General features: G+C 63.7%; 21 protein-coding genes. 6 read left to right on the forward strand and 15 right to left on the reverse strand.

The features are described from left to right. Positions 1-4: 4 nt before the first annotated feature. The 3 genes from AC0Z42_RS00930 to araD all read right to left on the reverse strand — a co-directional run bounded on the left by AC0Z42_RS00930 (position 5) and on the right by araD (position 3,691). Positions 5-1,108, reverse strand: coding sequence for an ABC transporter ATP-binding protein (locus AC0Z42_RS00930; RefSeq protein ID WP_485466349.1), 1,104 nt, complete (start codon positions 1,106-1,108; stop codon positions 5-7). Between the two features lie 61 nt (positions 1,109-1,169). Beyond that, entirely contained in the window at positions 1,170-1,982 is an 813-nt protein-coding gene (locus AC0Z42_RS00935) for an HpcH/HpaI aldolase family protein (RefSeq protein ID WP_485466350.1), read from the reverse strand. Between the two features lie 41 nt (positions 1,983-2,023). Further along, complete coding sequence (gene araD / locus AC0Z42_RS00940) at positions 2,024-3,691, reverse strand: L-arabinonate dehydratase (RefSeq protein WP_485466766.1); 1,668 nt, start codon at positions 3,689-3,691, stop codon at positions 2,024-2,026. Between the two features lie 354 nt (positions 3,692-4,045). Between araD and AC0Z42_RS00945 the strand changes: the two genes are divergently transcribed. The 6 genes from AC0Z42_RS00945 (at position 4,046) to AC0Z42_RS00970 (ending at position 10,545) form a co-directional block, all read left to right on the forward strand. Further along, entirely contained in the window at positions 4,046-5,080 is a 1,035-nt protein-coding gene (locus AC0Z42_RS00945) for a LacI family DNA-binding transcriptional regulator (RefSeq protein ID WP_485466351.1), read from the forward strand. A 448-nt stretch (positions 5,081-5,528) separates the two neighbouring features. Then, positions 5,529-7,118, forward strand: coding sequence for an aspartate:alanine exchanger family transporter (locus AC0Z42_RS00950; RefSeq protein ID WP_485466352.1), 1,590 nt, complete (start codon positions 5,529-5,531; stop codon positions 7,116-7,118). A gap of 145 nt (positions 7,119-7,263) precedes the next feature. After that, the gene (locus AC0Z42_RS00955) at positions 7,264-8,454 is read left to right on the forward strand and encodes an acyl-CoA dehydrogenase family protein (protein WP_485466353.1); all 1,191 of its coding nucleotides are present in this window, start codon (positions 7,264-7,266) and stop codon (positions 8,452-8,454) included. Positions 8,455-8,472: 18 nt separating this feature from the next. Further along, positions 8,473-9,618: an acyl-CoA dehydrogenase family protein gene (locus AC0Z42_RS00960; protein WP_485466354.1), complete on the forward strand. Its 1,146-nt coding sequence runs from the start codon at positions 8,473-8,475 to the stop codon at positions 9,616-9,618. After that, positions 9,615-10,097: a MaoC family dehydratase gene (locus AC0Z42_RS00965; protein ID WP_485466355.1), complete on the forward strand. Its 483-nt coding sequence runs from the start codon at positions 9,615-9,617 to the stop codon at positions 10,095-10,097. Before AC0Z42_RS00960 ends, AC0Z42_RS00965 begins: the two co-directional genes overlap by 4 nt. Next, entirely contained in the window at positions 10,090-10,545 is a 456-nt protein-coding gene (locus AC0Z42_RS00970; RefSeq protein ID WP_485466356.1) for a MaoC family dehydratase, read from the forward strand. The genes AC0Z42_RS00965 and AC0Z42_RS00970 overlap by 8 nt, the downstream gene beginning before the upstream one ends. 6 nt (positions 10,546-10,551) lie before the next feature. Here AC0Z42_RS00970 and AC0Z42_RS00975 read toward each other — a convergent pair whose 3' ends face one another. The 12 genes from AC0Z42_RS00975 to AC0Z42_RS01030 are packed head-to-tail and all read right to left on the reverse strand — an operon-like array spanning position 10,552 to position 22,948. Then, the gene (locus AC0Z42_RS00975; RefSeq protein ID WP_426078195.1) at positions 10,552-11,124 is read right to left on the reverse strand and encodes a prepilin-type N-terminal cleavage/methylation domain-containing protein; all 573 of its coding nucleotides are present in this window, start codon (positions 11,122-11,124) and stop codon (positions 10,552-10,554) included. A 55-nt stretch (positions 11,125-11,179) separates the two neighbouring features. Then, positions 11,180-11,914 (reverse strand): hypothetical protein, encoded by a 735-nt coding sequence (locus AC0Z42_RS00980; protein ID WP_485466357.1) that lies wholly within the window; start codon positions 11,912-11,914, stop codon positions 11,180-11,182. Next, the gene (locus AC0Z42_RS00985; protein WP_485466358.1) at positions 11,914-12,678 is read right to left on the reverse strand and encodes an ABC transporter permease; all 765 of its coding nucleotides are present in this window, start codon (positions 12,676-12,678) and stop codon (positions 11,914-11,916) included. Before AC0Z42_RS00985 ends, AC0Z42_RS00980 begins: the two co-directional genes overlap by 1 nt. Further along, positions 12,678-13,391: a prepilin-type N-terminal cleavage/methylation domain-containing protein gene (locus AC0Z42_RS00990; protein WP_485466359.1), complete on the reverse strand. Its 714-nt coding sequence runs from the start codon at positions 13,389-13,391 to the stop codon at positions 12,678-12,680. The genes AC0Z42_RS00985 and AC0Z42_RS00990 overlap by 1 nt, the downstream gene beginning before the upstream one ends. Further along, entirely contained in the window at positions 13,388-14,083 is a 696-nt protein-coding gene (locus AC0Z42_RS00995) for a hypothetical protein (protein ID WP_485466360.1), read from the reverse strand. Before AC0Z42_RS00995 ends, AC0Z42_RS00990 begins: the two co-directional genes overlap by 4 nt. Beyond that, positions 14,080-14,463: a hypothetical protein gene (locus tag AC0Z42_RS01000; protein WP_485466361.1), complete on the reverse strand. Its 384-nt coding sequence runs from the start codon at positions 14,461-14,463 to the stop codon at positions 14,080-14,082. Before AC0Z42_RS01000 ends, AC0Z42_RS00995 begins: the two co-directional genes overlap by 4 nt. After that, positions 14,460-15,128, reverse strand: coding sequence for a hypothetical protein (locus tag AC0Z42_RS01005; protein ID WP_485466362.1), 669 nt, complete (start codon positions 15,126-15,128; stop codon positions 14,460-14,462). The genes AC0Z42_RS01000 and AC0Z42_RS01005 overlap by 4 nt, the downstream gene beginning before the upstream one ends. Before the next feature lie 8 nt (positions 15,129-15,136). Next, entirely contained in the window at positions 15,137-16,696 is a 1,560-nt protein-coding gene (locus AC0Z42_RS01010; protein WP_485466363.1) for a hypothetical protein, read from the reverse strand. Positions 16,697-16,718: 22 nt separating this feature from the next. Further along, positions 16,719-17,924, reverse strand: a complete 1,206-nt coding sequence (locus AC0Z42_RS01015) for a type II secretion system F family protein (protein ID WP_485466364.1) — start codon at positions 17,922-17,924, stop codon at positions 16,719-16,721. Beyond that, positions 17,924-19,627, reverse strand: a complete 1,704-nt coding sequence (locus tag AC0Z42_RS01020; RefSeq protein WP_485466365.1) for a GspE/PulE family protein — start codon at positions 19,625-19,627, stop codon at positions 17,924-17,926. The genes AC0Z42_RS01015 and AC0Z42_RS01020 overlap by 1 nt, the downstream gene beginning before the upstream one ends. A gap of 7 nt (positions 19,628-19,634) precedes the next feature. Next, entirely contained in the window at positions 19,635-20,999 is a 1,365-nt protein-coding gene (locus AC0Z42_RS01025) for a tetratricopeptide repeat protein (protein WP_485466366.1), read from the reverse strand. Beyond that, entirely contained in the window at positions 20,996-22,948 is a 1,953-nt protein-coding gene (locus AC0Z42_RS01030; RefSeq protein ID WP_485466367.1) for a type II secretion system protein GspD, read from the reverse strand. Before AC0Z42_RS01030 ends, AC0Z42_RS01025 begins: the two co-directional genes overlap by 4 nt. Positions 22,949-23,084: the final 136 nt, after the last annotated feature.

Raw genomic sequence — 23,084 nt, forward strand, 5'->3', positions numbered from 1 at the left:
GAGCTTATTTTGATGGCAGCACCGCGCCGCCCTGCGGGTCGAACAGATGGAATTTTTCCATGTTCAGATGCACCGTCACCTGCTGGCCGGGTGCCAGCGCAAAGGTGGGCGGCAAACGCGCCGTCAGCTCGCCGCCCTGGCACTGGAAGATCACCAGCGTTTCGGCGCCCAGCGGCTCGACCACCACCACCGTGGCCGTCAACGGCGCGCTGGCCGGGCCGGCGGCATCGAGCGTGATGTCTTCCGGACGGATGCCGAACTCCACCTGCCGGCCGTCGAGCTTGCCGCAGGCGGACTGCGCGGCGGGCGGCAGGGCCAGGCGCGCCGTGCCCAGCACGATTTCTGTCTGACCGTCGCCGCCGCGCACGACCTTGGCGCCAAGAAAATTCATCGGTGGCGAACCTGTGAAACCGGCGACGAATTTCGATACCGGCTCGTTATAGATCTGGTCTGGCGTGCCGACCTGCATGATATTGCCGCCCGACAGCACGACGATGCGCTCGGCCAGGGTCATCGCTTCGACCTGGTCATGCGTCACATAGATGGTGGTGGCGCCGATGCGCTGGTGCAGCTTCTTGATTTCCGTGCGCATTTCCGAACGCAGCAGGGCGTCCAGGTTCGACAGCGGTTCGTCGAACAGGAACAATCTTGCCTGGCGCACGATGGCGCGGCCCATGGCCACGCGCTGGCGCTGGCCGCCGGACAGGGCGCGCGGTTTGCGGTCCAGCAAGTGCTCGATCTTCAGGATGGCGGCGGCGGCGCGCACGCGCTGCTCGATTTCCGCCTTCGGAAAGTTGCGCAGTTTCAGGCCAAAGCCCAGGTTATCGAACACGGATTTATGCGGGTACAGCGCATAATCCTGGAACACCATGGCGATATCGCGTTCGCGCGGCGGCAGGTCGTTCACCACTTGCCCCTCGATCGAGATGGTGCCGCCGGTGATCGATTCCAGGCCCGCCACCATGCGCATCAGGGTCGATTTGCCGCAGCCCGAGGGCCCGACAAAGACGACAAATTCGCCCTTCTTGATTTCCAGGTCGATGCCATGAATGACTTCGACGCCGTTGTCATATTTCTTGACAACCTTTTCCAGTTTTACACCTGACATGCTCGTCTCCAAAGAATGCGAATGACGCGTCTGAGCGCGCTCCATATGCTGTTACAGAAAATTAATACACGCCCGTCTCGACAGTTTTCGCCAAAGAAGGTTTGAGTGCCGCGATAAAAGCATTGGCCTGGCGCATCATCATGCCCAGGTCCGAAGCGACGGCGACAAAGTCGTAGCCGTAGCCGATAAACGTTTGCAGCATCTCCGGCGTGGGGCCGACGATGCCGATCGGTTTGCCGATGGCGCGTGCGCGGTGCGCCGCGTCGGCAATCGCCGCCTGCACTGCCGGGTGGCCGATATTGCCGATATGGCCCATATTGGCCGACAGGTCGCCGGGTCCCACGAACAGGGCGTCGACGCCTTCCACGGCGCCAATCTCTTCCAATTGTGCCAGCGCGGCCGGGGTTTCCAGCTGGATGATGGAAAACACGGCGCCGTTGGCACGCGCCGCATAGTCGGCCACGGTGCCGTAGCGGCTGGCGCGGTGCACGGCGGCAAAACCGCGCGTGCCGGGGACCACCTGGCCCGGCATCGGGTAGCGGGTGGCGGCCACGGCGCTGCGCGCCTCATCCGCGGTTTCCACGAATGGGAACATCAATGTCTGGGCGCCGATATCGAGCGCGCGCTTGATCTGCACCAGGTCGTTCCAGGCCAGGCGCACCACGGGCGCTGCCGGCGTGCCGCCCAGCGCCTGCAGGATATGGTAGGCGTCTTGGTAGTCGATGGGCACGTGTTCCATGTCCAGCACCAGCCAGTCGAAGCCGGCGCAGCCCATGGCTTCGGCCGTGACGGGGGTGCCGGCCATCAGCCAGCTGCCCAGCGGGACCGCGTGGTCCGCCAGCAGGGCGCGGAAGGGGTTGTTCAATATATCCATGGTGATCCTGTGCTCTCTATATATATGTAGTAAGGCGGCAATCAGAAAATCGGCGGCTCGGGCGTGGCCGCATTGCCCAGCAAGAAGTCGAGGTCGCAACCCTGGTCGGCCTGCGTCACGTGTTCCATGTACAGGCGGGTATAGCCGCGTGCATATTTCTGCGCCGGCGGCAGCCATGCGGCGCGGCGGCGCGCCAGTTCCTCTTCCGGCACATCCATGTTCAGGCTGCGCGCAGCGATGTCCAACTCAATCATGTCGCCGTTGCGCACCAGGGCCAGCGGGCCACCGACGGCCGCTTCGGGCGTCACGTGCAACACGCAAGTACCGTAGTGGGTGCCGCTCATGCGCGCGTCGGAAATGCGCACCATGTCGCGCACGCCTTGCTGCAGCAGTTTTTTCGGCACCGGCAGATTGCCCCATTCCGGCATGCCGGGCGCGCCGATCGGGCCGCCGTTGCGCAGGATCAGCACGGTGTTTTCATCGATGTCGAGGTCGGGCGCATGGATCTGCGCCAGCATCTCGGCGTTCGAATCGAACACCAGCGCGCGGCCACGGTGTTTGGCGAATTTCGGATTGGCGGCCGACGGCTTGATGACGGCGCCGCCCGGGCACAGATTGCCGCGCAGCACCGCCAGCGCCGCGCCATCGGCCACCGGCTGCGACACCTTGCGGATCACGCTGTCGTCCAGGCAAACGGCGTCGGCGATATTCTCGCCCAGGCTGCGGCCGGTGACGGTCAGCGCCGACAAATCCAGCTGCGGCGTGATTTCCTTCAGCAGGGCCGGCATGCCGCCCGCATAGAAAAAGTCTTCCATCAGCTTGTCGCCGGACGGGAACAGATTGGCGATCACCGGCACTTTTTGCGCCATCGCATCCATCTCGTCGAGCGACAGCGCCATGCCGGCGCGCCCGGCGATGGCGATCAGGTGGATCGCCGCATTGGTCGAGCCACCGAGCGCCATATACGCCGCCACGCCGTTCGACAGCGAAGCGCGGGTGAAAAAGCGCGACGGTTTCAGGTCTTCCCACACCATGTCGACGATGCGCTCGCCGCATTGCGAAGCCATGCGCACATGGTTGGAATCCATGGCCGGGATGCTGGTCGCGCCGGGCAGCGTAAAACCCATGGCTTCGACGATCGACGTCATGGTCGAGGCCGTGCCCATGGTATTGCAGGTGCCGGGCGAGCGCGTCATCTTCGCTTCGAGCTTGATCCATTCGGGCTTGGCGATGTCGCCTGCCACGTAGTCGTCCCAGAATTTCTTGGTATGCGTGCCCGCGCCCACGCTCTGGCCACGGTAGCGGTCGTTGAGCATGGGGCCGGCGGGGCAGAAGATGGCGGGAATATCCATGCTGATGGCGCCCATCAGCATGCCCGGCGTGGTCTTGTCGCAGCCGCCCAGCAGCACCGCGCCGTCGATCGGCAGCGAGCGCAGCAGCTCTTCGGTTTCCATCGCCAGGAAATTGCGGTAGATCATGGTGGTCGGCTTGACCATCACTTCGCCCAGCGACAGGGCTGGCAGTTCGACCGGGAAGCCGCCGGCCAGCAGGATGCCGCGCTTGACGGCCTCGGCCCGCTCGCGCAAATGCGAATGGCAGGGCGACAGGTCGCTCCAGGTGTTGATGATGGCGATCACGGGGCGGTCGAGGAATTCTTCGCGGCGCAAGCCCATTTGCTGCAGGCGCTGGCGGTGGGCGAACGAACGCATGTCGTCGGGGGCCAGCCAGCGCTGGCTGCGCAGCGATTCCAGCGTGCGGCGGGAGGTGGCGGAGCTCAATGTGTGTCCTTTATCGTGTGCCTGTCCAGCTGCGTATGGCTGTTCAGTGGCGCTGTCTCGGGTCTTGCATGTCGTCTTTGTTAGCGCTAACATTGCAAGCACAGCGAAATATAATTTGAATTGAACCCCGTTGTCAACCGATTTAATGACGCTACAATGCGCGCCGTGTGCTGCCGCAGGCAGACAGGCATTACACTATCGGCATGATTTCTTTTAACTAATTTCCATATGGGAATTTATGCACATGCAAAACCCGGCGCTCACACGCCAGAGCAGGCAGTCCCCATGAACGAACCCGTACGCAAGCGCCGCGGCCTGGGCCGCAGCACCGTGTTCGATGTCGCCAAGCTGGCGCAGACATCGGCCATTTCCGTGTCCCGCTATTTCAAGGAACCGGAGCGCGTGTCGCAGGAAACGCGCGAGCGCATCAAGAGCGCCATCGACCAGCTGGGCTATATCCGCAACGAAGCGGCCGGCGGTCTGGCCTCCACGCAAGGGCGTATCGTCGGCGCCATCGTGCCCAGCGTCTCGAATTCCATCTTTGCCGAAACCATCCAAGGCCTGTCGACGACCTTGTCGAAACATAATTACCAGCTGTTGCTGGCAACCCACGATTATTCGATCGAAACGGAAGAAAAAGTGGTGCGCGCCTTTCTCGGCTGGTCGCCCCGCGCGCTGGTGCTGACGGGTGCCGACCATAGCGCCGCCACCGAAACCCTGCTGGCCGGTCTTAAAATTCCCGTGATCGAAACCTGGGACGTACGTCCCGAGCGGCCGTATCCGCAAATCGGTTTCTCGCACCGCGCCACCGGGCGCGACATGACCTTGTACCTGCATCGCCGTGGCTACCGCAAGATCGTCTATGTCGACAGCGGCATCGGCAGCGACTTCCGCGCCCGCAAGCGCGCCGAGGGCTATGAGGAGACCATGCGTGAACTGGGCCTGGCGCCACAGGTCGTGCAGGCCATCGCCACCGCGCCGCTGGATGCGGGCGCCGAGGTGTTCAGTGCGCAAATGGCGCGCGCCGACCGCCCGGATGCCTTGTTTTTTGCCAACGACAATATGGCCGCCGGCGCCATCTACGAGGCGGCGCGCGCCGGCATCCGCATTCCCGAGCAGTGCGCGGTGGCCGGCTTCGGCGATTTTCCGTTTTCCGAAAAACTCACGCCCGCGCTGACCACCATCCGCGTGCCGCGCTACGACATCGGCTATCTGGCCGCGCAGGCGATTCTATTGCGCCTGGGCGAGCTGGAAGAGGGCGGCGCGCCGCTGGCGCCCGAGCCCTTGCCGTATGAGCTGATCGCGCGCGCCAGTGCCTGACATGGAGCAAAAGCAGATATAGATTTTGCATATCAACCTCATAGGAAAAGATGATTGGCTAAATATGCTGCGATGCGGCATCATTCACCTGTCTCCTCTACTTCCTCACAGGAATTAGATTCAGCCCGCTCCCGCAGCGGGCTTTTTTTTGCCTGGCGCTCGGTGTCAAAGTAGCTTGTTTGTCCCGACTGCCATTCTGCTTCACCGAATGTTGCTTCTTGTTCAGATATAGATAATTCATATTTCTATCATCACAACAGATCATTGGCTTTGTATGCTGCGATGCGTCATCATTCACCTGTCTCCTCTAACTCCTCACAGGAATTAGATTCAGCCCGCTCCCGCAGCGGGCTTTTTTTTGGCTATTTTTTTGTCGATTGCCAAGCTGGCATTGTCAGGCGTGCATGAGTGCTACACTGCCAACTTTTAACCGTAAGGAACTGCCAAGATGATCGAACTATTGCGTCATACGTTGGAATCGACGCCGATCCTGGCGCTGTTCCTGGTCATCGGCCTGGGCTATGCGCTAGGTCGTGTCAGCGTGTTTGGTTTCTCGCTGGGCGTTGGCGGCGTGCTGTTTGCCGGGCTGGCGCTGGGCGCGTTTGCGCCGGGCTCGGTGCCGCCGCCTATCGTCGGCTCGATTGGCCTGCTGCTGTTCCTGTATGGCATTGGCGTGCAGTACGGCACGCAGTTTTTTGCCGGCCTGCGCGGCGCAGGCCAAAAACATAACCTGATCGCCTTTGTCGCCGTGATGAGCGGACTGGCCGTGTCGATCTGGGGCGGGCAGTGGATCGATATTTCGCTGCGCATGGCCAGCGGCGTATTTGCTGGCGCCATGACCAGCACCGCCGCGCTGCAGGCGGCGATCGAAGCGTCGCATGGCAACCGCGATGCGGCCGTCGGCTATGCGGTGGCGTATCCGTTCGGCGTGGTCGGCCCCATGCTGGGCCTGTATCTTGCCGGGCGTGTCTTGAAACCGGTGCTGGCGCCGCCGCCGGTGCCTATCGTGGTCTCTGAAATCGCGATCGACCGCGATGCGCTGGCGGGCGCTACCTTGTCCGAGCTGGCCGATGGCCCTTTGGCCGGCGTGCAGGTGATCGGCGTGCGCCATGGTCACCAGAACAGCTTGCCAGATCCCGGCCTGGCGGTGGGCGTGGGTGACGCGCTGATGGTGGCCGGCACGGTGGCCGGGGTTGACGCCGCGCGCGCGGCGCTGGGCCACCTGGACCCGGGCCGGCTGATGAAGGACCGCCGCGATTACGACGGCATCGAAGTGTTCGTCTCGGACGCCGGGATCGTCGGCGTGCCGCTGGGCGAACTGGACCTGTTCAAGGATTTCCCCGCCAGGATCGCCTTTATCCGCCGTGGCGACGCCATGGTGCTGCCGCAGCCCTTTTTGACACTGGAATTCGGCGACCGGGTAACGGTGATCGCGCCGGCCAGCCATGCTGCCGACGTGCGCAAGCTGTTCGGCAATTCGATTACCGCCACTGCCGAGTTCAGCTATGTGTCGCTGGGCATGGGCATGGTGCTCGGTGTGCTGCTGGGCCTGGTGCCAATTCCCTTGCCGTGGATCGGCTCGTTCAGCCTGGGCCTGGCCGGCGGGCCGCTGGTGATGGCGCTGATCCTGGGCCGCCTGGGACGCATTGGCAAGGTCAGCTGGCGCCTGCCGCTGTCGGCCAATCTGGTCATGCGCAACTATGGCCTGACGATCTTCCTCGCCTCGGTCGGCATGGCGTCAGGCTTGCCGTTCCTGCAGCAGGCCGGCGCCGACGGCTTGCCGATGCTGGCCCTGGGCGCCGTCACGGTGCTGGTGGTGGTGGCTTTGGTGGTATTGCTGGGCAAGTTCTTCCTGCGCCTGCCGTTTCCCGAATTGCTGGGAATCGCCGCTGGTGCCACCGGCAATCCTGCCGTGCTGGTGTTCGCCAACCGCCTGGCGAAATCGGACCGGCCCAACCTCGGCTATGCCATGATCTTCCCCAGCATGACCATCGTCAAGATCATCGCCGTGCAAATACTGCTGCATCTGTACGGCTGATTTTTCCGCTCGCGCCGGCGGCCTGAAAACCGCTGGCGCCGCTCCTATTCTGTTGTACAATCCTTGAGAACGGTCGTGCTTTTTTGTGCGCTGAGCTTGCCTTGCGCGCAAACGCCACGCTGCCCATAACAAGGAGGAGACAGACATGGATTTGAATTATTCAAGCGACGAGACGGCGTTTCGCGACACGGTGCGTGCCTTTCTCGACAGCAACCTGCCGGCGGACCTGCAGCGCAAGGTACGCGGCCATTTGCGGTTGAGCAAGGAAGATTATGTGCGCTGGCACAAGATCGTTGCACAGCAGGGCTGGGCCGCACCCAACTGGCCGGTCGAACATGGAGGTACCGGCTGGACGGCCGTGCAGCGCCATATCTGGGAAGACGAATGCGCACGCGCCGCCACGCCGCCTATCCTGCCGTTCGGCGTCAACATGGTGGCGCCCGTCATCATGGCCTTCGCCACCGAAGCGCAAAAAGCCCATTACTTGCCGCGCATCCTCAATTGCGACGACTGGTGGTGCCAGGGTTATTCCGAGCCGGGCGCCGGCTCCGACCTGGCCTCGCTGAAAACCACGGCCGTGCGCGATGGCGACGACTATATAGTCAACGGCCAGAAAACCTGGACCACCCTGGGCCAGCACGCCGACATGATCTTTTGCCTGGTGCGCACCGACAGCAGCGTGCGCAAGCAGGAAGGCATCAGCTTCCTGCTGATCGACATGAAAACGCCAGGCATTACCGTGCGCCCCATCATCATGCTTGACGAAGACCACGAGATCAATGAAGTGTTCTTTGACAATGTGCGCGTGCCGGTAACCAACCTGGTCGGCCAGGAAAACCGTGGCTGGACTTACGCCAAATATCTGCTGGGCCATGAACGCACGGGCATCGCCGCCGTCGGCCGTTCGAAGCGCGAGCTGGCGTTCCTGAAGCAACTGGCCATGCAGCAACTGAAAAAGGGCGAGCCGCTGCTGCGCGACCCGGCCTTTGCGGCCAGGGTGGCCGGCGTGGAGATCGAATTGATGGCGCTGGAAATGACGGTGCTGCGCGTCATCAGCGAAGAAGGCAAGCAGCCGGGGCCGCAAGCCTCGATGCTGAAAGTGCGCGGTTCGGAAATCCAGCAGCAGCTGACGGAACTGATGGTCGAGGCGCTGGGACCGCAGGCGCTGCCGTTCGATCCCGCTTTCCTCGAGGGCGAACAGGAGCACAGCGCTGGCGGTGACGATCTGGCCGCGCCGCTGGCCGCCTACTATTTCAATTACCGCAAGACGTCGATCTATGGCGGCTCGAACGAAATTCAAAAAAACATCATCACGCAGATGATCCTGGGCCTGTAAGGACAAAAAGGAGACGATATGGACTTTACTTTCAACCAGGAACAGCAGCAGTTCGCCGATGCGCTGCGGCGCTGGGCCGACAAGGATTACCGTTTCGAAGCGCGCCAGGCGATTATTCACTCCGATAGCGGCACCTCGGACGCCGCCTGGGCGACATTGACGGAATTGGGCATGACGGCCTTGCCGCTGCCGGGCGAGCAGGGCGGCTTTGACGGCACGGCTGTCGACATGCTGCTGGTGATGCAGGAACTGGGCCGCGCATTGGTGGTCGAGCCGTATTTTGCCACCATGTTTGGCGCGCAATTTCTGAAGCTGGCGGGCAGCCACGGCCATGTGCTGCAGCAGGTTGCCGAAGGCAGCGTCAAGCTCGCTTGCGCGCTCGGTGAAGCGCAGTCGCGCCACGAACTGCACGATATCGCCACCACCGCCACCGGCAGCGGCGACGGCTTTGTGCTCGATGGCACGAAAACCGTGGTGATCCATGGCGCGCAGGCGGGCTACCTGGTCGTGTCGGCACGCAGTAGCGGCGACCAGCGTGGCACGGATGGCATTTCGCTGTTCCTGGTGCCCTCTGATGCGCCCGGCGTCACCGTGCGCGACTACCGCACCATCGACGGCCAGCGCGCCGCCAGCGTGACCCTGGTGCAAGTGGTGCTGGGCAGCGATGCGCTGATCGGCCAGGCGGGCCAGGGCTGGGAGCTGCTCGACGCGGCGGCTGACTATGGCGCCACGCTTTTGTGCGCGGAAGCGGTCGGCGCGATGGACGCCATTTTTGCGGCCACCCTGGAATACCTGAAGACGCGCCAGCAGTTCGGCGCGCCGATCGGCAAGTTCCAGGCCTTGCAGCACCGCATGGCCGACATGTTCATCCACCTGGAACAGGCGCGCTCGATGGCCATGCTGGCGGCCGCCAGGGTCGATACCGCAGAGCCCGTGGAACGGCGCCGCATCGTCTCGGCCGCCAAAGCCAGGGTAGGGCAGGCGGCAACCTTTGTCGGCCAGCAAGCCGTACAATTGCACGGAGGCATGGGCGTGACGAATGAAATGCCTGCTGCCCATCACTTCAAGCGCCTGACCATCATCGGCCTGACCCTCGGCGACGCCGAGCATCATGTCGAGCGCTTTATCGCCCAGCCGGGCTTTTTGCCATCGGAGACAGCATGACTGTGAGTCCCACAAAACACTGGTATTTCGAAGACTTCACGGCCGGCCTGGAAATTTTCCTGGGCCAGCGCCATGTGTCCGAAGACGAAATCATCGCCTTTGCCACGGACTTCGACCCGCAGCCGTTTCATGTCGACCACGACGCGGCCGCACAGACCATCTTCAAGGGCGTGATCGCCAGCGGCTGGCATACCTGCAGCATGATGATGCGGCTGGTGGTCGACAACCTGCTGAAACATTCGTCCAGCATGGGCTCGCCTGGCCTGGACAGCATCCGCTGGCTCAAGCCGGTGCGCGCCGGCGACACGCTCAATCTCACCTACCAGGTCAAGGAAGTGCGCGCCTCCACCTCCAAGCCGGACCGCGGCATCGTCATTTCCATTTGGTGCGTCAGCAACCAGCATGGCGAAGTGGTGACCACCGTCGAAGGCATGGGCATGTTCGGCCGCCGCCCGGCCGGCGAGGCGGTCGATGCGTGATATCGACGGCATCGCCGGCTTCCAGGCCTTGGCCGGCCAGCATGTGGCCATCTCCGAATGGATCTCCATTACCCAGCAGCGCATCGACACCTTTGCCGATGCTACCGACGATCATCAGTGGATCCATGTCGATGCGGAACGCTGCGCGCGCGAGTCGCCGTACGGCTGCACCGTGGCGCACGGCTTTCTGACCCTGTCGCTGCTGCCGGCCATGCTGCAAAACGCGCTGCATATGGCCGGCATCAGCATGGCCATCAACTACGGCCTGAACAAGGTGCGCTTTCCCGCGCCGGTGCCGGTCGGCAGCCGCTTGCGCGCGCGGCTTGATATTCTGTCGGTGGATGCGTTGCCGGAAGGTGCCCAGGTGAACTGGGCAGTGACCATGGAGCGCGAAGGAGACGCCAAGCCGGTGTGCGTGGCGGAGTTTTTGATCCGCTGCTATCCCTGAGGCAAATTAGAAGAAGACAGCAGTACGCGGAATAATCGCCCCCGTATTGCCGTAAGGCTGGGTCGCCCGCACCGAACCGGTGGTGGCAATCCCGTCGTCGAGCTTGCTGTCGATCTGCTCGGCGTAGCCTTCGGGCAGGTTGTCGAAGCGGATGCCGTTGCCGGCGCGGCCGGCCACTTCGTCGTTATACAGGTAGACGGCGCCGCCCTGGGCGCTGGTCATGAACTGGCTGGTGCCGTTGAACGAGCCGGTAATAAAGCCGCCCAGCGCCAGGTGCTGGGGCGCCAGCGTGAATTCGCGCGGCTGGCCGTCGCCGATCTGGCCGTCGCCATTGCCATTGCCGGCCGAATTCGGTACGTGCAGGGTGCCTTGCAGGTCGTCGCCGGGCAGGGCGCGGAACTTGTCCTGATAGGCGTTGACGGCGGCCGTCAGCGAGTTCGACTGCTGGATGATGTTTTTCACCTTGGCGCTGTCGATCAGACCCTGGCCTTTCAAGACGCCGCCCAGCAGCAGGCCGATAATGACCAGGACGATGGCGATTTCTACGAGCGTGAAGCCTTGCTGGCGGCGTGATGGCATGGGTGATCCTTGTCGTTGCGCCACCCGTTGAGGTGCGGGCGGCTGGTGGTGAAGTTTACTGTAAATGCGTGTTGCCGGGAATCGCGTGTTTCTTTTTTGCTGCAATCTCGTCGAGTTTGCGCGCCATAAAGGCCAGTTCATGCGGGTCGGTGATCTGCCCGCTGGCGATCAGGCCGCCCAAGATAATCTGCGCGCTGTCTGACTGGTCCATGTCTTCCAGAATAAAGGCTTCCATCTGCCGCACCCAGGCCGGCACGTCAGGGCCGGTGGCTTGCAGGCGCAACTGGCGCGCCAGCGTCAAGGCCAGCGGCAGGTCGTGCAGCTGGTGCTTGGCGACCAATGTTGCCTGCGCCATGGCCGGCCAGCGGCGCGCCGGGTCCAGCGCAAAGCTGGCGCTGACGAACTGCAGCATGCGGCGCGCGCGCACCGGGTCGGCCACCCCCGCATAGATTTCGCTGGCGGCCACCAGCGCGTAGCGGCTGCGCGGGTCGAGCGTTTGCGCCGTGTCCAGCCAACCGGCCAAACGGTCGTAATCGAGCGCGCGCCAGGGCAGACTGACGCCGGCTTGATCTTCGAACGATTGCAGATGCAGCAGCATGGCTTTCGACATCGCCAGCGGCTCGCCCAGGCTGGCCAATTGCGCCATGGCGGCGGAGGGCGGCGGCGACAAGGGCCGGGCCAGCGGTGGGCTGGACCGCTGCGCCAGCTGCCAGCCCAGTTGCAGCAGCAGGGCAAGAAGCAACGCCAGCCATAAGGTGCGCGGCACGGATGACAGCGGTTTTTGCTGCATCAAAAACTCTTGCGATAAAAGTCGCACAGCGCGCAAGTGGCCAGCAGGCCGACGTAAATCACCGTCTGCGCGGCCACCAGGCCCAGCGCCTGCCAGTTGCCGGTGGCGTACAGCAGCCATTCGCTACGCGTAAAGTGGTCGAGATTGGGCAGCAGCAGGGCCAGCGTGTCGATGGCCCAGGCAATGGCTTGCCGGCTGCCATCGTGCGTAGTGGTGCCATGCGCCAGTAGTTGCAGGCTGCCCACGCTGCGCGCCAGCACATAAAATCCGCCGCTGGCGGCCAGCGCCGGCAGCGAATGCGGCAAGCCCAGCGCGCACAGCAGGCTGAAGGCGGCCATGATCCACAGTTCACCCAGCAGCGAGACGGCCCACAGCGCGCTTTGCGCGGGCGCCGCCCACACGGCGGTCAGCAGGCCGAACAGCAGCGCCGGCAGCAGGGCAAGCGCGCCAAAGCCGGCCAGCTTGCCCAGCACATACACGGCGCGCGGCATCGGCAGCGCCAGCAACAGTTCCTGGCCCTTGTCGGCCGCTTCGCGCGCCAGGCTGGTGATGACAAAGCCAACCAGCAGAAACACCGCCACCAGGCGCAGCAGGGCCGACAGGATAGCCGCCTGCACGGCGCTGCTTTCCGTCAGCGCCAGCTGCTGCAGGAAACCGGCCAGCGCCAGCGCGGCGCCGCTGGCCAGCACGAACAGCCAGGGCAGGCGGCCAAGCAGCGCTTCGAGCAAGGTGTAGCGCGCGATGATCAGGCCAGGGCGCCACATCAGCGTGGCAACCTTTGCGCGGCCACCATGCGGTTGAACAGGATATGGGGCGAGACCCAGGCGACGATATCGTCATAGCTGCCGCCAGCCTGCCCGGTCTCGCTGGCGGCGCGGCTGATGAAGATGTTGCTGCTGATTGCATTGCTGCGCTCGTCGACATTATTGCCCTGCTCGCCAGCCTGGCGCTGGCCTTGCTCGCTGATGGCGCCAACGCCGTTTTTGCCATGCGACATGATCATCGCAGGGATATCGTTCAGGGCGGTGGCCTGCACCAGCGCGCCGCCATTGCGCGTGACGATGCTGATATCGCGCGGCGTGTTCAAGGCAAACAGCTGCTCGCTGTCGCTGAAGGCCGGCGTCACGCTGTAGCGAAACAGATTGTTCCAGCTGTCGCTCTTGCGCAAGCCCAGGGTGGCCCAGGGCAGGATGCCGACCCGTTTTTCGCCATTGCAGCGCGCGCCGCGCCGGTCTTCCAGCCCATTCACACTCGATACCGCCGGGCAGGGCAGGTAGCCGTGCAGCAAGGCGAAACCGGTCAGCGCCTCTTTTGCCTCATCGAGCGCCTTTTGTGTATCAAACACCTTGCGCTGTTCGAATTGCACCGTCAACGGCGTGACCAGGCCGCCTATCATCAGGCCGACGATGACCAGCACGATGGCGACTTCAATCAGGCTGAAGCCGGCCTGGCAGCTTTGCGGAGAGTAATGCCTCATGGCAGTGTCCGCGCCGCGCGCATGCGTTGGTACAGCGCCGGCAAGGGGATCCAGGCCAGCAGGTCGTCGACACTGTTTCCCGTCACAAAGGCGGTACTGGCAGCGTCATTGGCTGCCTCGTCGAGATTGCCGCGCAAGGTGGGCGCCAGCCGGGTTCCGCTGGCCGCCGTACCATAACCTTCTTTTCCTTGCGAAAAAACCACGGCGGGCAGGCATTGCATGCTGACATTGCATTCTTCCTGGCCCGCCACATACGCCAGGCCACCGTTCGCCTTGCGCTGCAGAATCACCCGGTTGGCCACGGCGGAAACCGACGCGATCGGCGCGCGCGACATTTCCGGCGTGACGCTGTAGCGCAATACCTTGCCCCAGGCATCGAGTCCCGGCACGCCCAGCGCCACCCATGGCAAAAAGCCGCTGCAGTCGGCGTCGCTGGCGCACTCGGCCGGCCGCTCGCGGCCATCGATGGCCGAATTGGCCGGACGCGGCAAGCGGCCATTGGTGGCTGCAAAGCCGATCAAGGCCTCGCGCGCCTGCGCCAGGATGGCGAGGCTGCGCTGCTGGCGCCCGCTTTCTGCGCCATTGCGGTTGAAGGCGTTCATCAACAGCGAGGCCGCGCCCAGGCCCAGCACTGCCACCAGCAACAGCAGGGCGGCACCGCGCTGCGTTTTGAGTGTGCTCCTGCGCATCATGGCCGCGCTTCCATTACGGTGCCGCTGGCCGGATCGTATTGCTGGCCCGGTTTCAGCAGCACCACCTGGCCATTACTCAGGCGCAAGGTCAGCTGGCCGGCATTGGAGACCTGGTTGTGCGGCTCCTGCTGCGGCGTCTGGTTCAACCAGACGGTCGAGCGGCCGCTGCTGCGCTGGACCAGGCCATTGAGTTCCATTGGCGGTGCGGGTGGTGGTGGCGCAACTTGCACCTGTGTTGCCCTGTCCGGCGGCGCGCCGCTGCGGCTGGCGTCCAGCTGGGCGCGTTCTTCGGGTGAGGAAAACAGCCGTCCCAGCTGGGGCGGCTGCGCTTCGGCAAGCGTTGCCATGGCGCAGCAGAGGATGAGCCAGGCGCGCTTCATGGCAGCCCCGGCGCGGCAAGCGGGCTTTCGCCCAAGGTCAGCCACAGCAGGCTGCAATCGGCGCTCAGGCTGGCGTTTTGAGCGCCGTTGACAGCGGCGCCGCTGCGCTTGAGCGCGCAATCCTGCACGGCAAAGTAGCCGGACTGGCGCAGGTCGTCAAAAAAGTTCAGCAAATCCATTTCGTGCAGCAAATCCATGTGGAGTTGCATTTTACTGCCACGCAACTGGTATTGGCCCATGCTCAAAGGCAGAGGCACCTTGAGTACCTGCCGGGCGCTGATCTCATAGCTGAGCGGCAGCAGATGGCGCTGCTGCTGGCTCAGCCGTATCGCATCGATCCAGGCCAGGCGGTTTTCCTCGCCGATCAGGCCGCGCCGTTGCACGGCCAGGAAACGCGGCGCAAAGGTGCGGATTTCCAGTTTTTCCGTTTCCACCTGGTTGAAGCGGGCGGCGGCGGCGCGGCGTTCCTTTTGCGCCAGGTCCAGCCGCTGGGCTTGCCGCCCGTGGTAGCCGCCCGCCAGGTGCAGGGCGAACAAACTGAGCAGCACGGTGGCCACGCAGCACAGCAGGGCGCGCCGTATCAGATGCAGTTCGCCCAGCCACGCCGGCAAAGCGCGCGTGTTGGTGGCCGGCTTTTTCATGCCGGGTGTAAATGGCGGTTTCATGGATGCACTCATGGCTGCCACACCAGCAGCACGGTAAAACGGGCTTGCGTGTCTTGCGCCGGCGACTCGCTCTTGCCGGCCAGGCTGGCGCTGGGCCGCAAGTCCAGCGGCGCCTCTTCGATCGCCACCACCAGGCGCGGATGGCGTGCCAGCGCTTGCGCAAACGCCGTGATGGCAGACAATGCGCCACGATAATCATTGCCCGGCATGCCGACATCAAGCTCCAGCCGCAAGGCTTGCGGTGGCGCGGCAGGGATGCCGGCGTCAACGCTGCTCGGCACCTGGCCTTTTCTCTGGCTGGCCTGGTTTTGCGGCGGCGGCTGCGCACCGCTGCCACGCGGTGGTGGCGGGCCGGCGTTCCAGTGCAGCTGGGCCAGCCTGACTTGCGGCGCCTGGTCGAGTGCGGCGCTCAGCATGGCCAGCAGGCGGCCCGGCTCGGGCGCCTGGGTGGCGATCATGTGTTCCAAGGTCACGGCGGCCTTCATGTTGCGGGTTTTCGCCGGCGCCGGCGGCAGGCTGGCCATCACGTTGCGATAGCGCTGCTGCCAGGACGCGGTTTCCTGCTGCAATTGCGCCAGGCCGGCTTCATTGTCCAGGCCGCCCAGCAGCATGGCGCCGCACCACAGCAGGGCCGAGGCGCCGATCAGCGCGCTGGCGCCATACAGCGCCTTGCGCGCGCGCTGGTAGCGGTAGTAGCGGGATAGCGCGCCGGGCGGGTAATGGCTGGCTGGCGGATGTTTTGCCAGCAAGGTCAGCAGCAAAGAGTCGGCCAGTTCCGGCGTGCGCTGCAGGCCCACCCTTGCGCTGGCAAACTGCATGTCGATAAAGTGGAACGCCACTTCCACGCCGTTATCGCACAGCAATTCGAGTTTGGCGATCTGCTCTTGCGGCGCCAGGATCACGGTGTTGAGCAGGTCGCCTCGTTCGAGCATGCGCGTGCTGGTCAGGAATTGCCGGGTTTTTTCCGTTTCCAGCGCAATATTGACAGCCACGCCGTCAAGCGCGATGGCCACGGTCTGGCGCGAAAAGCGCAGTTGGCCGCCTTCATAATAGCTTTGCCGCAGGCCGCCCGACTGCTGCGTGACCAGCAGCAGGTGCTGGTGCGTCAGCGCCAGTTGCCTGACCAGCGCGATACTGAGCAGGCTGGCCGAATACAGGCCGGCCACCGGTATTTGCAGCTGTTCCAGCAGGTCGGTCCACGCTTGCAGCAAGGAAGGATTGGTCAGCGCAAAGAACAGCATCTGGTCATCATGGCGGCCGTCCGGGTCACGGCCCAGCACGGCGCTGCCCCGGTATGGCGTGTCGCGGTACAGCTGCCCCAGGCGCCTTGCCAGCAGGGCGCGGCCGGCCTTGCCGCGCACATGGGGCAGAAGCTGGCGCTGGAAGTCTTCCTCGATCAGGTCGACCAGCAGACAGGCGGGCACGTCCAGGCGTTGCTCGGCTGGGTCTTCCAGCCAGGCGGAAAATGCGTCCAGCCCTGCCGCGCTGGCGTCAAAGGCCTGGCCCGCGCCCAGTTCGCCATGCCGCCAGTCGTAGGCGCACAGATGGTCGCTGGTTATGTAAAACAATTGTTTGCGGAACACTACGGCCTCAAGTTTTGATGGTACTGATCGTGTCGTAGATCGGCCCCAGCACGGAGAGCATGATCCAGCCCAGCAGCAGGCCCAGGATCACCGTCATGGCCGGCTCTATCATCGCTTGCACTTTTTCAATCAGTTCCTTCACTTCGCGGTTATAGAAATAGCTGACGTTGCGCAAGGCCGTATCGAGCGAACCGGTCGCTTCGCCGACTTTCAGCATGCGGATCACCAGCGGCGGAAAGATGCCCGTGTGCTGGAAGGCGCTGGTCACGCCATGACCTTCGGCGATCAGCTGGGCGGCGCGGCGCAGGCCGGCCGCCACCACGCGGTTGCCGGCGATGCCTTCGGACAAGCGGATGCATTCGAGGATGGTGATGCCCGAGGCATACATCAGCGCAAAAAAAGTGGCGAAGCGGGCCAGGATGATTTTATGCAGCACGGGCCCGACCAGCCACAGTCGCAGCTTGAGGCCGTCGAACAGGTAGCGCGCCGTCTCGCTGCGCTTGAGCCAAACGCGCACGCCGAAAACGCCCAGCAGCGGCAAGGCCAGCAGTACGGCCCAGTAATCGATAAAGATAGTTGACACGAAAATCAGCGCGCGCGTATGCAGCGGCAATTCGCCCCCCATATTGCGGATAAACGCGGTCAGTTGCGGCACCAGGTAGATCATCAGGAAAAACGTGACGGCGGCCACCACGATGGCGACCAACACCGGATACATGATGATCTTGCGCGTCTGCGAAGCGAGTTCATCCTGCCATTTCAGGCTTTCCGACAGGTTCTTGAACACCTCGGCGATCCTGCCGCTCTGTTCGCCCGCCAGGATCAGGCTGGTAAACGTGGCGTCGAAAATGTCGTCGTGCTGGGCCAGCGCACCGGACAGCGGCAAGCCGCCTTCGATGCTTTCGATCAGGTCGGTCACCACTTCGCGCAGACGCGGGTGATCGGTACTTTCCCGCAAGTCGCTCAAGCCGTCGAGGATGGGCACGCCCGCGCCCGTCAGCTGCTCCATATGGAAGCAGAAGTTGATCAGGTCGCGCCGCTGGATCACGCGCTTGCCGAACAGCACCAGATGCTGGCCGGTCAGCTTGCAGTCGATCAGGTCCAGCTGCATGCGGTGCAGGCGCGCTTCCAGGTCGGGCACATTGGCCGCTTCCATGCTGCCGGGAATCAATGCGCCAGCGGCATCCATGGCGCGGTAGACATATTGCGCCATCAGCCCAGCCTGTCCGTCAGGTCGACCACGCGCGCCACTTCTTCGAGGGTGGTGGTGCCGTCGCGCACGCGGCGCAGGCCATCGTCGACCAGTGTATGAAAGCCGCCTGCGCGCGCCGTGCTTTTCAGTTCGCGCAAGCTGGCGCGGCGCGACGTCAGCTCGTCCAGTTCGGGTGTCATTTTCAGCAATTCCATAATGGCCAGGCGGCCCTTGTAGCCCTGGTGGGCGCAGCGCTCGCAGCCCACCGCGTGGCAGAGACTGGCCGGCGGATCTTCCGGCTGCAGGCCCAGCAAGCGCCGCTCGACATCGTCGGCAACCACGGTTTCCTTGCAATGCACGCACAGTTTGCGCACCAGGCGCTGGGCGATAATGCCGATGATATTGCCGGCCATAATGTCGGGCCGGATGCCGATGTCGAGCAGGCGCGGCAGCGAACCGATGGCAGAATTGGTGTGCAGGGTCGAATACACCTGGTGGCCCGTCATGGCGGCCGCAAACGCCATCTCGGCCGTTTCGCGGTCGCGGATTTCACCGACCAGGATAATGTCGGGGTCCTGCCGCATCATCGAGCGGATGCCGTCGGCAAAGCCCAGCTTTACCGATTCGTTGACCGAGGTCTGGCGTATCATGTTCATCGGATACTCGACCGGGTCTTCCAGCGTCATGATATTGACGCTTTCCGTATTGATATGGTTGATGATCGAATACAGGGTGGTGGTCTTGCCGCTGCCGGTCGGGCCGGTGACCAGGATCACGCCATCGGGCCGGGCGATCATCAGTTTCAACAGATTCAGCTCGCGCTCGGCCAGGCCCAGCGCATCGAGCGGGACAATGCCTTTTTGCCGGTCCAGCACGCGCAGCACGAAGTTTTCGCCATGCGTGGTCGGTTGCGCCGAAGCACGGAAATCGATTTGCCGGCCCGAAAAACGGATCGTGATGCGGCCGTCCTGCGGCGCGCGCGCTTCGGCGATATTCATGTTTGAAATCACCTTCAGGCGCACCGCCATGGCCGGCCAGTACGATTTGTGCAGGCTGCGAATCTGGCGCAGGATGCCGTCGATGCGGTAGCGGATGCGCAGGAACGACTGCTCCGGCTCGAAATGGATGTCGGATGCGCCGTTCTGCACCGCGTCGGCCAGCAGCGCATCGATCAGGCGCACCATCGGCTGGCTGTATTCGTCCGACGGCGAGGCCATGCTCTGGTAATTGACTTCGCCCGTTTCGATCTCATGCAAAATGCCGTCGATCGACAGCTCGAAACCGTAGTACTGGTCGATCGCGCGCGAAATGTCCGATTCGTTGACCAGCACGGTGGAAATCGTGATGCCCTTGACCAGCATGGCGCTGATCTGGTCGAGCGCGACGATATTGCTGGTGTCGGCCATCGCCAGTATCAGGTTGTCGGTTTGCCGTTCATAGACGATGGGAAACACGCGATAGCGCTTGGCCACTTCCTTGGGGATCAGTTTCAGGGCAACTGCATCGACCACCAGGCTCGACAGGTCGGCGCTTTCCTGCTTCAGGTTTTCACTGAGCGCCATGCGCACGGTGGCTTCCGTCACGAAACCAAGCGTGATCAGGAGTTTGCCCAGCGGCTCGTTGCTGCGTTTTTGCTCGATCAGCGCGATGCGCAGCTGGTCTTCGCTGATCACGCCTTTCTTGATCAGCAATTTACCCAGCGGAAGTTTGGTCTGTTCTGGCATGAAGCGATTATTCCTTGATGATCATGCTGCCCGCACTTGCCGGCCCGCCCAGTTCAGCCAGCCGTTGCTGCGCCGCAGCGCGATCAAACGCCGACGGGGTCGTCTGCGCCAGGGTCAAGGCGCGCTGGTAATAAGTTGCAGCCAGCCTTGGCTGGTTCAGCCGGTCCAGGCCAACGGCCAGGTTGAACGCATAGTCGGCATTGCCGGGCACGGCGCTGTAGGCGCGGAAAAATTGCTGCTGCGCTTCGGGCCAGCGCCGCTGCTGGGCGTACACATTGCCCAAGGCGAACAGAACGGGGCCGCTTTCGGGCGTGCGTTCGAGCATGGCTTTCAGGCGCGATTCGCTCTGCACCAGGTCGCCCTGGCGCAGGCCGATCAGGCCAGCCAGCGCCACGCCATCGTCCGGATGCATTTCCAGCAAGCGCAGATACAATGCGGCTGCCTGCGCACCCTGGTTGGCCTGCTGGGCCACGACCGCCAGGCCCAGCAGGGCGTCGCGGTTGGCCGGGTCCTGCTGCAGCACGGCTTCGTATTGCTGGCGGGCAGCGCCCAGCTGGCCGCCGGCCAGCGCCTGGTAGCCTTGCTGGACGCCGGGATTGATCTGCGCCGCCGTGTCGTTGCGCACCACCTGGATCTGCTGGTTGTAGGGCGCGGCTACCGGCGGCAGCGCGGGCGGGGCAGGTGGCGGCATCTGCGCCAGCTGCGCCGCCACCGCCTGCTGCACGGCCGACTGTATCATCGCCTGCTGTTCGGCCGCGCTGGCGGCTTGCCGCTCTTCGCGGCCAGATTCCGGCAACGCTTCGTTGAACTGTTCCTGTGCCTGCGCGCCGCCGGCGGACGGCACGATCACCAGCGGCCCGGCCGTGCCGGCCGTGCCTGGCGCGTCGGTCAGCGGCATCGGCACGCCCGGCAGGCTGGCGCCCACGCCGGGGCTGCTGCTGGCGCGCCAGTACCAGTACGCCATGGCGCACACCACCAGCAGCAAGATGCCCAGCAGTACTGCCAGGCGCACGGTGGCCGGATCGACACTGACTGGCGCGCGCGGTGGCGTGCGCCTGCGGCTGGCGCCAGATGATGGTGGCGGTGGTGCCGGGGCAGGGCGGGGCTTGGGCTTTGGCGTTTCACGCGGCGTTTCGGCCTGGGGTTCAGGCGCGGCGGTGGGCGCCGGCGCGCCGTTCAACGGTTCCAGGCTCAGCCCTGAAGTAAATTCCGGCACTGGCGGCATCGGTGCCGGCGGTACCAGGGGAGCGTCAAACGGCGCCAGTTCCAGCACCTGGTCGTAGGCCTCGGATGGCTTGTCCAGCTCCTCTTCGTGCAGGCTGTTCTGTTTTGCGCGCTCGGCTTTCTTGAGCGCCTGCATCAGCAAGCTCATGGGTTTTCTCCTTGCACTCCTGCCACCGGCGCTTCCGTGTAAGGCTGGCTGTTCAGCGGCGCTTGCCCCGGCAGCAGGTAGCGGTAGTCGCGGAAATCACCTTCGATGCTGGCGTCCTTGACCACCACCGGGCGCATGAAGATCACCAGTTCCGTCTTGGTGCTGGCTTCATTGCGGTAGGTGAACAGATTGCCGACCAGCGGCAGGCTCGACAGGCCCGGCACGCCATCCCTGGTGTTGTCGACGGAGTCCTGCATCAGGCCGCCCATCACGGCGATCTGGCCGCTGTCGACCTTCATGATCGATTCGAGTTCGCGCGCCTGTATCACCGGCACCCGGCTTTGCACATTGGCCGTCGCCAGCGCCGGGTTCGGGTCCTGCACATAGCCGACGATGCGCGTGATGGTGGGCCGCACATTGAGGGTGACGACGTCGCTGTCGGAAATTTGCGGCGTCACGCTCATCACGAAGCCGACCGGCACCGTTTCCAGTTTCGATTCATAGGTAGCCGGCGTGGTGATGGTGCCGGTCGAGCTGATCACGGCCGGCGTGACCTTGATGGTAAAGAAGACGTTGTTGTCGACCACTTTCAGCATCGCCGTCTGGTTGTTCAGCACGCTGATCTTGGGGCTGGACAGCACTTTTACCTTGCCGAACGATTCGAGCAGCTGGATGGTGGTGGAAAAACTGTCCTTCAGATAGTTCAGCACGAAGATGCCTGGCGTGGCGCCCGGCGTGACGGCGCTGGGCAGGGCCAGGTTGCCGACCTGGCCCTGGTTCAGGCGCAGGCTGCCCGTCAGGCGCGACCAGTTGATGCCCTGCTGGTATTCGCGGTTCAGGCGCACTTCCATGATGGTGGCTTCGATCAGCACCTGGCGCTTGGCGCTGCTGGTGACCAGGTCGAGGAATTCGCGGATCTTTTCGTGCTGGCGCCCGCTGGCGCGCACGGCGATCAGGCCAGCTTCGGTATTGACCACCACCGACGACGAAGCGCCTTTGTTGGCCAGTTTCAGCAATGGCAAACCGTTTGCGTCCAGCTGCGCCGCGTTGTTATTGCCATTGGGGTTCGCATTGGGCGCCTGGTTTTGCGGCACTTGCGGCATCTGCGTGCCGTACTGGCCGGCCGGCGCCGCGTTCTGGCCGCCATAAGGAAGCGCTGCAGGGGTGCCGCCCTGATTCTGGTTGCCCTGCTGGCCTTGCCCCTGTGCTTGCCCCTGCAGCGTCGCCAGTTGCTGGTTCAGCTGCGCCAGCGGGTCGACCAGCGGGTCGTTGAGCGTGCTCTCGCGCAGCAGGTCGCGGATATTTTTTTCCAGGCTGTACCAGAAATTGTTTTCCGAGCGGTTCACCACCAGGGTGGTGGAGTTGTTGTTGCCATTGCCGCCACTGCCTTGGTTGCCTGTCATGTTGCCGCTGTTGCTGGCGCTGCTGCTTGCGCCGCCGCCGGCGGTGGAAATCTGCGTGGCGATATTGACGCTGCTGTTGGTGCTGCGCGCCATGTTCACATAATCGACCTTGTAATTGCGCCACACGGGTGCGTCCGGCATCACCAGCAAATTCTTGCCGTCGATTTCATAGCGCATGTCCACCTGGTTGCCGATGCGAGCCAGCAGTTGTGGCAAGGTCTGGTTCAAGGCGTTGAGGGTAACATTGCCGGCAATGTCGGGGTGGATATCGACATCCATGCCGGCATCGCGCGCCAGCGCGAACAGCAAGGATTGCACCGGCACTTTGTGCACGGTGACGCTGTAGGTCTCGACCCTGGGCGTGGCCGTCGGCGCGGCCATGGCGGCGCTTTGCCGTACCGGTTCGGGTATCGCCCCGGCCACGCGCGGCGCTGCATCGACATGCGAAGCCGATAGCGGCAGTTGTGGCGCAGCGCAGCCGGCAAGCAGGGCGCAGCAGGCGGTGGTGACGCAGGAAGCGAGCACAGGGAGAGGGTGTTTGTTCATGCAGCGGTCGCCCGTGAGGTCATGTTGTGCTTTTGCAATTTTACCCGTCATGATCCTCTAAAAGCCACCGGGCCGCCAGCAGTTGCTGGCCAGTTGGAAAAATAAAGTCACTTGTCGCCACGTCAAGTCAGTTATC

The organism is Janthinobacterium sp. 1L-D-8-B-C4 (assembly GCF_057291295.1).

What these genes read in the sequence shown, in the direction of transcription:
- AC0Z42_RS01025 (WP_485466366.1), bottom strand. Translation starts at nt 20,999, where the DNA reads ATGAGCTTGCTGATGCAGGCGCTCAAGAAAGCCGAGCGCGCAAAACAG.
- AC0Z42_RS01030 (WP_485466367.1), bottom strand. Translation starts at nt 22,948, where the DNA reads ATGAACAAACACCCTCTCCCTGTGCTCGCTTCCTGCGTCACCACCGCC.
- AC0Z42_RS01005 (WP_485466362.1), bottom strand. Translation starts at nt 15,128, where the DNA reads ATGAAACCGCCATTTACACCCGGCATGAAAAAGCCGGCCACCAACACG.
- AC0Z42_RS00935 (WP_485466350.1), bottom strand. Translation starts at nt 1,982, where the DNA reads ATGGATATATTGAACAACCCCTTCCGCGCCCTGCTGGCGGACCACGCG.
- AC0Z42_RS00985 (WP_485466358.1), bottom strand. Translation starts at nt 12,678, where the DNA reads ATGTGGCGCCCTGGCCTGATCATCGCGCGCTACACCTTGCTCGAAGCG.
- AC0Z42_RS00990 (WP_485466359.1), bottom strand. Translation starts at nt 13,391, where the DNA reads ATGAGGCATTACTCTCCGCAAAGCTGCCAGGCCGGCTTCAGCCTGATT.
- AC0Z42_RS00945 (WP_485466351.1), top strand. Translation starts at nt 4,046, where the DNA reads ATGAACGAACCCGTACGCAAGCGCCGCGGCCTGGGCCGCAGCACCGTG.
- AC0Z42_RS00955 (WP_485466353.1), top strand. Translation starts at nt 7,264, where the DNA reads ATGGATTTGAATTATTCAAGCGACGAGACGGCGTTTCGCGACACGGTG.
- AC0Z42_RS00970 (WP_485466356.1), top strand. Translation starts at nt 10,090, where the DNA reads ATGCGTGATATCGACGGCATCGCCGGCTTCCAGGCCTTGGCCGGCCAG.
- AC0Z42_RS00965 (WP_485466355.1), top strand. Translation starts at nt 9,615, where the DNA reads ATGACTGTGAGTCCCACAAAACACTGGTATTTCGAAGACTTCACGGCC.
- AC0Z42_RS00995 (WP_485466360.1), bottom strand. Translation starts at nt 14,083, where the DNA reads ATGATGCGCAGGAGCACACTCAAAACGCAGCGCGGTGCCGCCCTGCTG.
- AC0Z42_RS00975 (WP_426078195.1), bottom strand. Translation starts at nt 11,124, where the DNA reads ATGCCATCACGCCGCCAGCAAGGCTTCACGCTCGTAGAAATCGCCATC.
- AC0Z42_RS01020 (WP_485466365.1), bottom strand. Translation starts at nt 19,627, where the DNA reads ATGCCAGAACAGACCAAACTTCCGCTGGGTAAATTGCTGATCAAGAAA.
- AC0Z42_RS00980 (WP_485466357.1), bottom strand. Translation starts at nt 11,914, where the DNA reads ATGCAGCAAAAACCGCTGTCATCCGTGCCGCGCACCTTATGGCTGGCG.
- araD (WP_485466766.1), bottom strand. Translation starts at nt 3,691, where the DNA reads ATGCGTTCGTTCGCCCACCGCCAGCGCCTGCAGCAAATGGGCTTGCGC.
- AC0Z42_RS00930 (WP_485466349.1), bottom strand. Translation starts at nt 1,108, where the DNA reads ATGTCAGGTGTAAAACTGGAAAAGGTTGTCAAGAAATATGACAACGGC.
- AC0Z42_RS00960 (WP_485466354.1), top strand. Translation starts at nt 8,473, where the DNA reads ATGGACTTTACTTTCAACCAGGAACAGCAGCAGTTCGCCGATGCGCTG.
- AC0Z42_RS01000 (WP_485466361.1), bottom strand. Translation starts at nt 14,463, where the DNA reads ATGAAGCGCGCCTGGCTCATCCTCTGCTGCGCCATGGCAACGCTTGCC.
- AC0Z42_RS01015 (WP_485466364.1), bottom strand. Translation starts at nt 17,924, where the DNA reads ATGGCGCAATATGTCTACCGCGCCATGGATGCCGCTGGCGCATTGATT.
- AC0Z42_RS00950 (WP_485466352.1), top strand. Translation starts at nt 5,529, where the DNA reads ATGATCGAACTATTGCGTCATACGTTGGAATCGACGCCGATCCTGGCG.